The organism is Rhodococcus sp. ARC_M5, from assembly GCF_022810405.1.
Classification (GTDB): Bacteria; Actinomycetota; Actinomycetes; order Mycobacteriales; family Mycobacteriaceae; genus Rhodococcoides; species Rhodococcoides navarretei.
Genome location: NZ_JALGQE010000002.1, coordinates 37,298 through 49,105 on the forward strand (window position 1 = coordinate 37,298; position 11,808 = coordinate 49,105).

13 protein-coding genes are annotated in these 11,808 nt (G+C 66.0%); 8 read left to right on the forward strand and 5 right to left on the reverse strand.

Annotation, left to right across the window (positions count from 1 at the left end):
* Positions 1-16: 16 nt before the first annotated feature.
* Positions 17-520: a DUF2505 domain-containing protein gene (locus MTX34_RS03470; protein ID WP_057475210.1), complete on the forward strand. Its 504-nt coding sequence runs from the start codon at positions 17-19 to the stop codon at positions 518-520.
* On the opposite strand, the gene menD is transcribed toward MTX34_RS03470, so the two are convergent.
* Entirely contained in the window at positions 517-2,127 is a 1,611-nt protein-coding gene (menD, locus tag MTX34_RS03475; RefSeq protein ID WP_243608481.1) for a 2-succinyl-5-enolpyruvyl-6-hydroxy-3-cyclohexene-1-carboxylic-acid synthase, read from the reverse strand. The two genes, MTX34_RS03470 and menD, sit on opposite strands and share 4 nt — an antisense overlap.
* A 62-nt stretch (positions 2,128-2,189) precedes the next feature.
* Between menD and MTX34_RS03480 the strand changes: the two genes are divergently transcribed.
* From MTX34_RS03480 to MTX34_RS03495, 4 genes are all read left to right on the forward strand, one after another.
* Positions 2,190-2,777 (forward strand): flavin reductase family protein, encoded by a 588-nt coding sequence (locus tag MTX34_RS03480; RefSeq protein ID WP_057475208.1) that lies wholly within the window; start codon positions 2,190-2,192, stop codon positions 2,775-2,777.
* Positions 2,774-3,838: an AbrB family transcriptional regulator gene (locus MTX34_RS03485; RefSeq protein ID WP_243608482.1), complete on the forward strand. Its 1,065-nt coding sequence runs from the start codon at positions 2,774-2,776 to the stop codon at positions 3,836-3,838. Before MTX34_RS03480 ends, MTX34_RS03485 begins: the two co-directional genes overlap by 4 nt.
* Before the next feature lie 66 nt (positions 3,839-3,904).
* Positions 3,905-4,258 carry a siderophore-interacting protein gene (locus tag MTX34_RS03490; protein ID WP_243608483.1) on the forward strand — a complete coding sequence of 118 codons (354 nt, stop codon included), beginning with the start codon at positions 3,905-3,907 and terminating at the stop codon, positions 4,256-4,258.
* 93 nt (positions 4,259-4,351) lie between these two features.
* Complete coding sequence (locus tag MTX34_RS03495) at positions 4,352-5,749, forward strand: DUF2252 domain-containing protein (RefSeq protein ID WP_243608484.1); 1,398 nt, start codon at positions 4,352-4,354, stop codon at positions 5,747-5,749.
* A 51-nt stretch (positions 5,750-5,800) separates the two neighbouring features.
* On the opposite strand, the gene MTX34_RS03500 is transcribed toward MTX34_RS03495, so the two are convergent.
* The 3 genes from MTX34_RS03500 to MTX34_RS03510 are packed head-to-tail and all read right to left on the reverse strand — an operon-like array spanning position 5,801 to position 7,909.
* Entirely contained in the window at positions 5,801-6,244 is a 444-nt protein-coding gene (locus tag MTX34_RS03500) for a hypothetical protein (protein WP_008713795.1), read from the reverse strand.
* 52 nt (positions 6,245-6,296) lie between these two features.
* A complete protein-coding gene (locus MTX34_RS03505; RefSeq protein WP_243608485.1) occupies positions 6,297-7,268 on the reverse strand; it encodes an o-succinylbenzoate synthase in 972 nt (323 codons plus the stop codon).
* Positions 7,265-7,909, reverse strand: coding sequence for a PaaI family thioesterase (locus MTX34_RS03510; RefSeq protein WP_051047915.1), 645 nt, complete (start codon positions 7,907-7,909; stop codon positions 7,265-7,267). Before MTX34_RS03510 ends, MTX34_RS03505 begins: the two co-directional genes overlap by 4 nt.
* A 68-nt stretch (positions 7,910-7,977) precedes the next feature.
* Between MTX34_RS03510 and MTX34_RS03515 the strand changes: the two genes are divergently transcribed.
* The 3 genes from MTX34_RS03515 to MTX34_RS03525 all read left to right on the forward strand — a co-directional run bounded on the left by MTX34_RS03515 (position 7,978) and on the right by MTX34_RS03525 (position 10,498).
* Positions 7,978-8,871 carry a 1,4-dihydroxy-2-naphthoyl-CoA synthase gene (locus tag MTX34_RS03515; RefSeq protein WP_243608486.1) on the forward strand — a complete coding sequence of 298 codons (894 nt, stop codon included), beginning with the start codon at positions 7,978-7,980 and terminating at the stop codon, positions 8,869-8,871.
* A gap of 7 nt (positions 8,872-8,878) precedes the next feature.
* Positions 8,879-10,000, forward strand: a complete 1,122-nt coding sequence (locus MTX34_RS03520) for a diguanylate cyclase (protein WP_243608487.1) — start codon at positions 8,879-8,881, stop codon at positions 9,998-10,000.
* A gap of 117 nt (positions 10,001-10,117) precedes the next feature.
* Positions 10,118-10,498 carry a VOC family protein gene (locus tag MTX34_RS03525; protein WP_243596396.1) on the forward strand — a complete coding sequence of 127 codons (381 nt, stop codon included), beginning with the start codon at positions 10,118-10,120 and terminating at the stop codon, positions 10,496-10,498.
* On the opposite strand, the gene MTX34_RS03530 is transcribed toward MTX34_RS03525, so the two are convergent.
* Complete coding sequence (locus tag MTX34_RS03530; protein ID WP_243608488.1) at positions 10,495-11,766, reverse strand: EAL domain-containing protein; 1,272 nt, start codon at positions 11,764-11,766, stop codon at positions 10,495-10,497. The genes MTX34_RS03525 and MTX34_RS03530 overlap by 4 nt on opposite strands.
* Between the last annotated feature and the right edge of the window lie 42 nt (positions 11,767-11,808).

Here is an 11,808-nt window from a genome sequence, read left to right on the forward strand (position 1 = left end):
GGTAGCGTCTGCTCTCATGTCTCGCAGCTTCGAACACACACTCCGCGCGTCCAATCCTCCCGCTGAAGTGCACGCAGCACTGACCAGTGAGGACCAGTGGATGGCGCGCTTCGCCAAGGCGAAGAAGACAGACGGGTACGAGCTGACCAAGCACGACGACGGCGGCCTGACGGTCGACATCTCCGAAGAGGTCGGCACCAACGAGCTCCCCGGATTCGTCACCAAGGTCATCAAGGGCAAGCTGATCGTCTCCCGCACCGATTACTGGGGTCCGCTCGAGGGCGACCACGCCGAGGGAACGCTGACCGGTAGCACCACCGGCCTTCCGGCGAAGATCACCGGCACGTTGTCACTGCAGCCCGACGGCACCGGCGCGAAGTTGATCATCGTGGGTGAATCGACGGTCAAGATCCCACTCGTCGGCGGCAAGATCGAGGACCTGATCAACAAGATGATCAAGGACATGATCGATCAGGAAACCGGCGAAACTCTCGAATGGGTTGCAGCGCAACAGAGCTAGAGCCGGGCGCGGATCGCCGCGTGCAGATCCCGCAATCCCGATCGCTCCGTGGTCACTTCCAACACTCTGATTCCCACGGCATGTGCGGTGAGTTCGGTTGCCAGCTCGGACAATTCGACCAACCGATGCTCGACGCGATAGGCCCCGCACAGCGCTCCGAGATCCATTCCGTGTGGTGTGCCGAAGACTCGCTCGAACACGCCGGCATACTGCGGATCCCCCTGCTCGAGCAGCTCGAAGATGCCACCGCCGTCGTCGTTGGCGACGACGATCGTCAGATCGTCGGGGCGCGGCTCGCCGGTTCCGATGAGCATGCCCGCCGCGTCGTGCAGGAACGTCAGATCACCGAGAAGCGCTATGGTGCGCCGCTTTCCGGCCATCGCGGCACCGATCGCCGTCGAGACGGTGCCGTCGATGCCGGCAACGCCGCGGTTGGACAGAACCTTCACCCCAGGGATCGGAGTCGAGACCAGGGCCGCGTCGCGCACAGGGTTGGAGGCTCCGAGCACCAGCTGATCGCCGGGCTGCAGCGCGGACATCACGACGTCGGCCACGTGCAGACCCGTAGGCTTGGGATGCTCTCGAAGTTGTTCGTGCACAGCCTTTTCAGCGCGCTCGGACAGCGCAGCGCAGCGGGCGATCCAGGCGGGATCGGGCGCACCGGTGGTGATGGCGCGGGTTCCTGTCGCCAGTACGTTGCCAGAGACGTCGGGCCAACGCGGCCCGGTGGTGAGCGCGATGACATCGACGGCGGGGTCGGCCAGCAGCGCCGAGACCTGACGGTGCAATGTCGGACGACCGGTGATGACGGCCTGACGCGGTTTCAGCTGCGCCAGAGCCAAGGGGTGCAACGCAATTCCGTGCAGCGGCGCGGTCGGCTCGGCGACGGTCGGCAAGCCGGCGAGCTCCGGACGGACGCCGCCGCCGTGTCCGGAGACGACCACGGTGTCAACCGAGAGATCGAGCTCGACCGGCACGTCCAACGTCGCCTGGGTGGTCGTCGTCCACGGCATTCCGTCCGGACGCCCTTCGGGCCGCGCCCCCGGATCGCCGAGGGCAGGAACCAGGGGTTCACGCAGTGGAATATCGAAGTGCACGGGTCCGGCGTTGCCCGAGCGCGCGCCGCGCGCAGCAGCGATGACTCGCGAGACCGCGCTGCGCCACTGACTGTTCTGTTTCGGCTCCTCTTCGGCCAGCCCGAGGCTGATGGTTGCGCGAACCTGGGATCCGAAGAGGCCGAGCTGCTCGATGGTCTGGTTGGCTCCGGTGCCGAGCATCTCGTAGGGCCGGTTGGCACTGATGACGATCAGCGGGATGCGGGCGTAGTTCGCTTCGAGTACGGCGGGCCCGAGGTTTGCCACCGCCGTTCCCGACGTCATCACCACCGGTACGGGTTGGCCGCTACCCAGGCTCAGTCCGATGGCCAGAAATCCGGCGGTCCGTTCGTCGATCCGCATGTGCAATCGCAGACGTCCGGCCGCGTCGGCTTCCTGCAAAGCGAACGCCAACGGGGCGTTGCGCGAGCCGGGGCACAGCACGACGTCTTCGATGCCGCTGCGCGCCAGTTCGTCGACGACAGCAGTGGCCTGAGCGGTGGACGGATTCACAGTTTCCAGAGTGTCAGATGCTCCGGTCGGCCGCCGCAACCGGGCTTTGACAGTATTGAGAGGTGCGTACAGTCTTTCGACCCGAAGAGGTCACCCCACGTCGCTTCTACCAGCTGCTGACTGCGTCGGTAGTGCCCAGGCCCATCGCGTGGGTGTCCACCGTCTCCGCCGACGGTGTGGCGAACCTCGCGCCCTACAGCTTCTTCACGGTCTCCTCGGTGGAGCCACCGGTCGTGCAGTTCACGTCGGTGAGCCGCAAGGACAGTCTGCGCAACATCGAGGCCACCGGCGAGTTCGTCGTCAATCTGGCGACGGCGCCGTTGGTCGATCAGGTCAACGACAGCTCGGCGAGCTTCGATCACGGCGTCAGCGAGTTCGAGGCGGTCGGCATCGAGAGCGAACCCAGTGCGATCGTGACGCCGCCGCGTGTGGCGGCCGCACCGATCGCCATCGAAGCGACGCTGCATCGCGTCGTCGAGGTGGGAAACTGTTTCGTCGTCATGGGCACCGTCGTCGCGCTGTCGGTACGCCCCGAATTCCTCGCCGAGGACGGACTCCCCGAGTTCGAGACCATTGCCCCGCTCAGTCGCCTAGGCCGCACCGAGTGGGGATTGCCGCCCGAGGTTCGTGAGATCGAGCGACCTTCTTGATTCGCTGGCTGCTGCTGATAGCCGTCACGGTCGGACTGACCGTCGGAGCCGACGCGCTCGGGGTGCCGTCTGCTGCACTGTTCGTTGCGCTGTTGGTGGCCATCGTGTTCGCGCTCGCCGGGTGGGCTCCGACGACGGGCACCGAAAGAGCGCCGCTGCCACGCCGACTCGGGATGGCGGCTCAGGCGATACTCGGCGTCGAGATCGGGACGCTGGTGCAGCGCGAGACCCTGAGCTCACTCGGCGATACCTGGCTGCCGGTACTGCTGGCGTGCATCGGAACCCTGCTGCTGTCGATCGCGGCCGGCGCGCTGCTCGGGCTACGCAAAGACATCGATTCACTGACCGGCTCCCTCGCCCTCGTGGCAGGCGGAGCGTCGGGACTGGTGGCGATCACGCAGGAGCTCGGCGGCGACGAACGCGTGGTGGCGGTGGTGCAGTACCTCCGCGTCGTGCTGGTGACCACCACGTTGCCACTGGTTGCGACCCTGGTGTTCCAAGCGCAGCCCGGACAATCGCCGGTCACCGCCGATGTGCACGAGGCGCTCTGGATAGATCTCGCCTTCGTCCTGATCTGCGGCGTCATCGGGGTGATGCTGGCGAAGGTGATCCGACTGCCCGCCCCCGCCCTGCTCGGCCCGCTGATCATTGCCACGCTCGCCGACGTGCTCGGGTGGTCGTTCGACGCGTCCGTACCGACCCTGCTGCTGTGGGCGGCCTACATCGTCATCGGCTGGCAGGCCGGTCTGCGCTTCACCGTCGCCAGCTTGAAGTCGATCTCGCGCGTGCTGCCTGCGTCACTGATGTTGATCGTCGCCGTCACGGTCGGCTGCGCGATGCTCGGATTGTGGTTGGCGTCCGCGACGGGGACGAGCGGCTACGAGGGCTACCTCGCGACCACTCCCGGCGGGGTCTACGCGGTGCTGGCCATCGCGGCGTCGACCGGCGCGAACGTCACCTTCGTCGTGGCCGCACAGGTGATCCGAGTGTTCATGATGTTGTTCGCAGTACCCGTCGGAGCCAAGCTGGTCCAGCGCTATCGACGCGGTAGGTCCGAGTGAGAAAACGACGCGACCCCACAGCCACTCTGGGGACAAGGCACGTACGGGGACGGCCCGGAGCTGGATGTGGACTTCGTCGTGCATGGGAGTGGAGCCGGTGGAGCGCCTGGTCACAGTGGTCCGGCGTCGGCGTGGGCTGCTCGGGCGGTTCCAGGCGACCGCGTCGCGATCTTCGACGAAGGGCGCATCTACACGTTCGACGGACGACCGAGCTGGCAGTTGCTGGTCGGCGACGAGAGCGCGGCCCCGGCCATACTCGGCATTCTGCGGTCGTCACCGGAGGACGTTCGAGTCAGGGCCTTCATCGAAGTCCCGACCGAGGCCGACATCCAGAAGCAGAACATGCACGCAGGCGTCGAGCTGAACTGGATTGTGCGGCCAATCAGGGACTGGCGACGGGCCTGCGTAGATACCTGGTGAACGAGCGTTCGGTACCCAAGTCGCAGATCTGCTTCACCGGATACTGGAAGTTCGGTAAAGCCGCCCCGTAACGCTCGATTAGTGTCATCTCACATGCCCGGCTTCGGAAAAGGTCACACGGTCGTCACCGACTCGGTCGAGGTCGACGGGGCGGCATTCGCCTCCCTGCGCGCCCGCCCTCTCCCCCGCGCCGAACGCTACGAACTGGGTCGACGCCTGCGCGACAAGGTCCCGCTCGCCTCACTGGGCGAGTGGACGCCGCCGCCGGATCGACCCGACCCGGTCAAGCAGATCGAGTACTCGCACCAGGGCCGCATCGAATGGCTGATTCCGACGCGCCTCGAGCGCATGATCGAGTCCCCGTACGGATTCCTGCGCGGCACCGCCATCGTCATGGCTCGGGATGTGGCGATGCTGCCGTCGACCGGTATCAATCCGGTGATCAGCGGCGACGCCCACCTGGGCAATTTCGGGTTCTACGCCTCCCCCGAACGCGACCTCGTCATCGACCTGAACGACTTCGACGAGGCACACCCGGGGGCCTGGGAATGGGATCTCCGACGCCTCGCCGCGAGTATCTGGGTGGCGGGACGGCAGAACGGCCGCAGCGAGGATCAGTGTCGCGATGCCGTCACTGCCTGTGTGTCCGCCTATCGCATCGAGGTGGCCAGACTTGCCGACGAGCCGCTGATGTCCCGGTCGTTCCAGCGACTGACGGCCGAGAAGCTGCAGCGTGACGCCACCGAGGGCTCGCTGCGCAAGGAGATCAAACGCGCCACCAAGAAGGCGCGTCGACGCACCAGTGACCGCGTTCTACCGCGATTCACCGAGAAGCACGAGGGCAAGCGCAGGATCGTCGAGGAACCGCCGATCACCACGCGTATCTCGGCCGAGGACGAGGACCTTCTCGCCGTCGGACTGGACGAGTACCTGCTCACCCTCACTCCGCACTGGCGTCGAGTGCTCGGCGGCTACACCCTGATCGACGTGGCACACCGTGTCGTCGGGGTCGGCAGTGTCGGGCTTCGGGCGTACGTGGCACTACTCGAGGGCACCAGCGAGGACGATGTGGTGTTTCTGCAGCTCAAGCAGGCCAGACGATCGGTACTCGCGCCGTACGTGCACGGCGAATCCGCGTGGCACGACCATCAGGGACAACGCGTCGTCGAGTATCAGCAGGATCTGCAAACCGTGAGCGATCCGCTGCTGGGCTGGACCACCATCGACGGACGGCAGTACTACGTGCGCCAGTTCCGCAACATGAAGGGGACGATCGACCTCTCGTCGATCAATGCGGCTGCTCTGGTGGACTACGCACGCGTGGTGGGCCGACTCCTGGCCAAGGGACACGCGCGAACCAGTGGCGCGTCGATGATCTCGGGATACACCGGCGATTCCGATGCCCTCGAGGTGGCACTGTGCCGGTTCGCGCAGTTGTACGCGGATCAGACGGAAGCCGACTGGGAGCGATTGAGCGCTACGCGCATGTGAGCGGAAATTCGTAGCAGGCTACGAACTTCCGCGCACATGCGGCGAAGCCGCTCAGGCGTGCTTGGCGACCAGATCGCCGACGCGCGGCAGTGCCTCGGTGACGTTCTTCTTCGCCGAACCACGCAGGCTGCCGTAGAACTTCTTGACGACGGACTTGTCGGTCTCCTCGATGCGAGCATCGGTGACCGAGAGCAACGCGTCGGACGCGGCGTCACCGTTGGCGACGAGGTAGTCACCGAACGTGCCCTGAGGAGCAGCGTTGTACGACTGCCAGAACGGGTCGAGCTTGTCGACGAAATCGGGCCACAGAGCCGAGACCGCATTGTCGATGTACGACGGTCCGACCTTCTTCACCGCGCCGTATCCCCCCTTGACCGCGAGTCCGCTCGCGCCCTTCTTGTCCGCGACCTCGGCGTCGATCAGAGCCAGAACATCGACGCGCAGAGCGTCGGCCTTCGACTCGTCGAGCAGCGAATCCTTGAGTGCAGCAACCACTTCGAGTTTCCTCCCAGATATGTCAGCGGCCCCACGCGGACCGGGCGCAAGACTACCGCAGAAGGGCGTGGCAACGCCGAACTCGTTCGATCCACCACTGTGTGCGATCGGCGTCGGCATCGAGCTCGATCAGCGCTTGCGCATCGGGTTCGAGGGTGTCGACCGGGTATGTCCCGTCGATCACCTCGGGCGAGGGTGCGACGTCTCGAACGAACAGTGCGCCCGTTCCGAGACCGCAGGCGAATTCGAGATGCGGCAGCGCAGCAGCTGCGGCCAGCCCCGACGAGATGCCGACCGCCGAGTCCAGAGCACTCGACACCACCACCGGGACGCCGTACTCGCCCAGCTCGCCTGCCAGCTCGAGTACCGCCCGCATCCCGCCGAGCGGGGCCACCTTGAGCACCGCGATATCCGCTCCGCCGGCCCGGACGACCTTCATAGGATCCTCGGCCCGGCGAATGCTCTCGTCGGCAGCGATCCGCACCCCGGGCACCCGCCGCCGAACTTCCACCAACTCCGGCACCGAGGCGCACGGCTGCTCCGCGTATTCGAGGGGGCCGTCGGCAGTCAGGGCCGCCAGCGCCGCCACCGCCTCGTCGACGCTCCAGCCGCCGTTGGCGTCTATTCGGACCCGCGGCACAAGCTCGCGAACCGCGCGGACGCGAGCGACGTCGTCGGCCAGGCTCTGCCCTTTCTCTGCCACCTTCACCTTGGCGGTCTCGGCACCGGGAGACCGGCTCAACACCGATGCCACCTCCGAGGCGGCCACGGCGGGAACGGTCGCGTTCACCGGGATGCGTCGACGCTGCGGACTGGGCGGGCCGTCCCACGCGGCCTCGATCGCCGACGCCAGCCACGGGGCCGACTCGACGTCGTCGTACTCGGGAAACGGTGAGAACTCACCCCATCCGGCCGGTCCGCGAACGAGCATCACCTCACGGGTGGTGATCCCGCGAAACCTGGTCCGCATCGGCATCGAGAGCACATGCGCACCGTCCAGGATGTCGTCGATCGCGGGGATCATTGCTGCCCCGGGAGCAACTGCACCATCAACGCCTCGCAGTCGGCCAACAGGTTGCCGTCCAGATCCGTGAGCCGAGCGTTGATGAACGTCTTGCGTCCCTCGACCCGATCCACCGCGCCCTCGACGATCAGCTCGGTGTTCAGCGGCGTCACCTTGCGGTAGTTGATGTGCAGGTATGCCGTCCGGCTGATGGGCCTGCCGTACGCGTGCTGGATCAGGCCGAAGAGGTCGTCGAACAGCAGCGGCAGCGTGCCGCCGTGTGCGGCGGAGTTTCCACCGAGGTGAAAGCGGCGGAACACGCCTCTGCTTCGCACGCCCTCGGCGTCGATCTTCTCGATGACCCACGGCAGTAACAACAGTGAACCCCGACCGGGTAGCCGCGGAAGTCGTCCGGCGGTCTGCTTCCCCTCCGCGACCACGTGCGGCTCCAACAACTCGATCAATTCCCGAGTCTTGCTCACGGCTGCCTCGGTGACGTCGGCGGGCAACGAGGTCGACACGGCGAGATCCTGCACGGTGCGCAATGCCTCGAGCAACTGTCCGTACTCCGGCCCCACCTTCGCCGGCACGAAACGCGGGAAGCCGCCGTGGTGGTCGTAATCGGGGTCGGATTCGCGGTCGAGCTGCATCGGATCGGTCATGACCTGCACGCTAGCCGTACCGACCGGCCGCCACTGATCCAGCCCTCGCCACCGTTAAGGTGGCGTACGTGACCTTCACTCCTGCACTGTGGCGTCCCGTTCCCGGCTTCGAGGATCTGACCGACATCACCTATCACCGTCACGTGTCCGACGCGACCGTGCGAGTTGCGTTCGATCGTCCCGAGATTCGCAATGCTTTTCGGCCGCACACCGTCGACGAGCTCTACCGCGCCCTCGAGCACGCGCGGGTGAGCTCCGACGTGGGCACGGTGCTGCTCACCGGAAACGGACCGAGCAGCAAGGACGGCGGCTGGGCCTTCTGCTCCGGCGGCGATCAGCGCATTCGCGGACGCAGCGGCTACCAGTACGCAGAGGGTGAAACGGCCGACACCGTCGACAAGGCCCGCGCAGGCCGCCTGCACATCCTCGAGGTGCAACGACTCATTCGGTTCATGCCGAAGGTCGTCATCTGCCTCGTCAACGGCTGGGCAGCGGGCGGCGGCCACAGCCTGCACGTGGTGTGCGATCTGACGCTCGCCAGTCGCGAGCATGCGCGGTTCAAGCAGACCGATGCAGACGTCGGCAGCTTCGACGGTGGATACGGCAGTGCGTATCTGGCGAAGATGGTCGGTCAGAAGTTCGCCCGCGAGATATTCTTCCTCGGCGAGACCTACTCTGCCGAGGAGATGCACCGCATGGGCGCAGTGAACAAGGTGGTCGATCACGCGGAGCTGGAGAACACGGCCATCGAGTGGGCTGCGAAGATCAACGCGAAATCGCCTCAGGCACAACGAATGCTGAAGTACGCCTTCAACCTGCAGGACGACGGCCTGGTGGGCCAGCAGCTGTTCGCCGGCGAAGCGACCCGGTTGGCGTACATGACCGACGAGGCCGTGGAGGGGCGCGACGCGTTCCTCGACAAGCGCGAGCCCGACTGGTCGCCGTTCCCCCGATACTTCTGATCCACAGGTGAATTCGACGTCGCATCGCACCGGCGGTTCCGTGGGTGCGATGCGGGCCTGGTTCACCGAGCCCTTCGACTACCGCTGGATGGCGGACTTCCTGAACTCCCGTCCCGCCGGAAAACTCATCCGGTGGGTGATGGCCTGCCTGACGCTCAATTACGGCGTGCTGGCTGTGGTGTCGCTGTTGTCTGCGGATGCCTCACGCAGTCCGGTCGCTGTCGCCTGGAAAGCCTGCCTGGTCGTCTCGGTCGTGGCCGTCAGCGCGGCATGGATCACGAGACCGTTTCCCGGCCGCCTCGGTGTGGTGGCATTCGCCGTCTTCGCAGACCTGGGCACGGCATCGTCTCTGCTGATAAACCCGCTCGTCGACGCACTCCTGACGTGCGCGCTGTTTGCCATGATCGGGACGTTCTGCACGTTCTGCGTCAGTCCGCGCTGGCTGGTGGCGCACCTGGTGTTCGCGGTGGCCTGCACTGTCGTTGCCGCGGCGGCCACGTACTCCAGCGGCGGGGTGGACACCGCATCGGTGATCTTCCGGACGAACGTCGTGCTGCTCGCGATCGCCGGAGTTCCACTCGTCTCGCACCTGCTGATCACCCTGCTGACCGACGATGCCCGCAGCTCCTTCCTCGATCCACTCACCGGCCTGCTCAATCGGCGCGGTCTCGACGCGGCCATCGGCGACGTATGGCCTCGGGGACGAGAGAAAGATCGATGCTCGGCGGCGGTGATGATCGACATCGATCGCTTCAAATCCGTCAACGATCTCTACGGGCACGAGGAAGGCGACGCGGTGATCCGACGTGTCGCCGACCGTCTTCGCACGCACATGGGCCAGTACGGGGTGATCGGCCGCACCGGCGGAGAAGAGTATGTAGCCGTGGTGTCCACCTCACGACTGCACATCGATGCGCTGGTGCACGGGGTACGACGAGCGTTGCGTGATCCCGAGGACACCGTCGCGGTGACGGTCAGTGTGGGAGCTGCGATCGTGCTCGCGGATTCACCGGCGTGGGCCGAGAACACCGACATCGACCTCGTCACGCGAGCAACACGAGTGGCGGACTCGATGATGTACGAGGCGAAGGCCGCGGGCGGTAACCGAATCGCGACGACCGAACTGTGAGAGGTGCAGGAGTGGAGCCTGCGGAACGACCCATCGGCAGCGTGGAGCCTGCGGAACGACCCTTCGGCAGCGTGGAGCCTGCGAAACTACCCTTCGGCAGCGTGGTATCCATGCGGGGTGGACATCCTCGCTTCCAGGACGATTCTCCGCCCGGCCGACTACGAGAAGACTCTTGCGTTCTATCGTGACGGTCTCTCGCTCGCGGTGTGCCGGGAGTATCCCGGCGGCACGGTGTTCTTCGCGGGCCAGGGTCTGCTGGAGGTCGCGGCGCACCATCGCGGCGACGGGCCGGGTTCGTTCTCCGGTGCACTGTGGTTGCAGGTGCGCGACATCGATTCTGCTACCGAAGAATTGACGGCCGCCGGCATCGGAATCGTGCGCGAGGCCAGGACGGAGCCGTGGGGTCTGATCGAGATGTGGATCGAGGATCCGGATTCGATTCCCATCGTGCTGGTGCAGATCCCGCAGGATCATCCGCTGCGACGGGACAACCGCTAGCTGTCGGCGATCGTGCGTAGCACCGCTGTCGCCGACTGAGGACGCGACCACAGGTAGCCCTGTGCAAGGGTGCAGCCCAGCTCGAGCGCAGCGTCGGCTTGTTCGCGGTTCTCGATGCCTTCGACGATCATCGTCAGATCGAGGTCCTTCGCCACTCCGGCCAGCGACCTGATCATCGCCCGTCCGGCGACGGTGTCGATGAACCGGGTCAGATGCCCGTCGATCTTGATGCCGTCGGGCTGCAGTGTCACCAGTCGTTCGAGTGAGGACCAGCCCGAACCGAAGTCGTCCAGCAAGACCCGAAAGCCCAGCCGGTGCACGTCGTCGATGTGCCGACGCAGCAGCGGACCCGGCGTCACAGCAGTGGTTTCGGTGAGCTCCAGCGAGATCGACGACGGCGACACCCCGGAGGACGCGATGGCACGCTGGAGCTGACTGACGCCGTCGGGATGCGCGAGGTGGCGTCCCGAAATGTTGACGGTCAGCCGCAGCTCCGGACGATGGATGTGCCACTTCTTCATTTCGGCCGCGGCCTGCGCGAGCACACTGAGGTCGACGTCGATGATCAGTTCGCTGGCTTCGGCGAACGGGACGAAGTCCGCCGGCACCACCATCCCGCGGGTGGGGTGGTGCCAACGCGCCAGTGCCTCGAAGCCGACGATCTCCTCGGTCCGCAGATCCACGATGGACTGGAACCAGGGCACGATGTGACCGTCGGCGATGGAGTCGGCGATGTCGTTGTCGCTGCCCAGCCTGGTGACGCCAGATCCGACGCGGCGATGCAGGTCGAGTTGCTCCTCGAGAACGGACGCGAACTGTTCGAGTTCCTGCATCTGCTCGCCCGAGAGTGGGCGGGGCGTGCGATCGAGTAGGCACAGGGTGCCGATGACCAGCCCCTCTCGCCCGCGCAGCGGAACCGACGCGTACGACGCGATGCCGTTGTCGTCGAGCATGGCACGCTGCCGAGTGGTGGCGCGGATGCGACCGTGCGCCACGACCGCGGGCTCACCGGAGCGCACCACGTCGTCGCACAGGGTGTCGGCTCGCACGACGGTGGACACCGGCGGCCCACCGACGTTGACCAGCGTGTACTGGGTGTCCTCGTCGAGCACGTTGAGTTGGGCGATGGCGAATCCGACACTGCGGGCGGCGAATTCGACCGTGGAGCGCAGGGCAGGCGTGGTCGCCTCGACATCGAGGTATCGACGAGCGGAGTCACTCTGACGGCGAGACTGGGAGCGCGCGGTGTCCACGACCTCACCGTCCACCTGTATCTCCTCGCCACGAACGGCCGGGCCCGTACTGGAACC

What these genes read in the sequence shown, in the direction of transcription:
- MTX34_RS03470 (WP_057475210.1), top strand. Translation starts at nt 17, where the DNA reads ATGTCTCGCAGCTTCGAACACACACTCCGCGCGTCCAATCCTCCCGCT.
- MTX34_RS03495 (WP_243608484.1), top strand. Translation starts at nt 4,352, where the DNA reads ATGCCCGGCTTCGGAAAAGGTCACACGGTCGTCACCGACTCGGTCGAG.
- MTX34_RS03505 (WP_243608485.1), bottom strand. Translation starts at nt 7,268, where the DNA reads ATGATCCCCGCGATCGACGACATCCTGGACGGTGCGCATGTGCTCTCG.
- MTX34_RS03510 (WP_051047915.1), bottom strand. Translation starts at nt 7,909, where the DNA reads ATGACCGATCCGATGCAGCTCGACCGCGAATCCGACCCCGATTACGAC.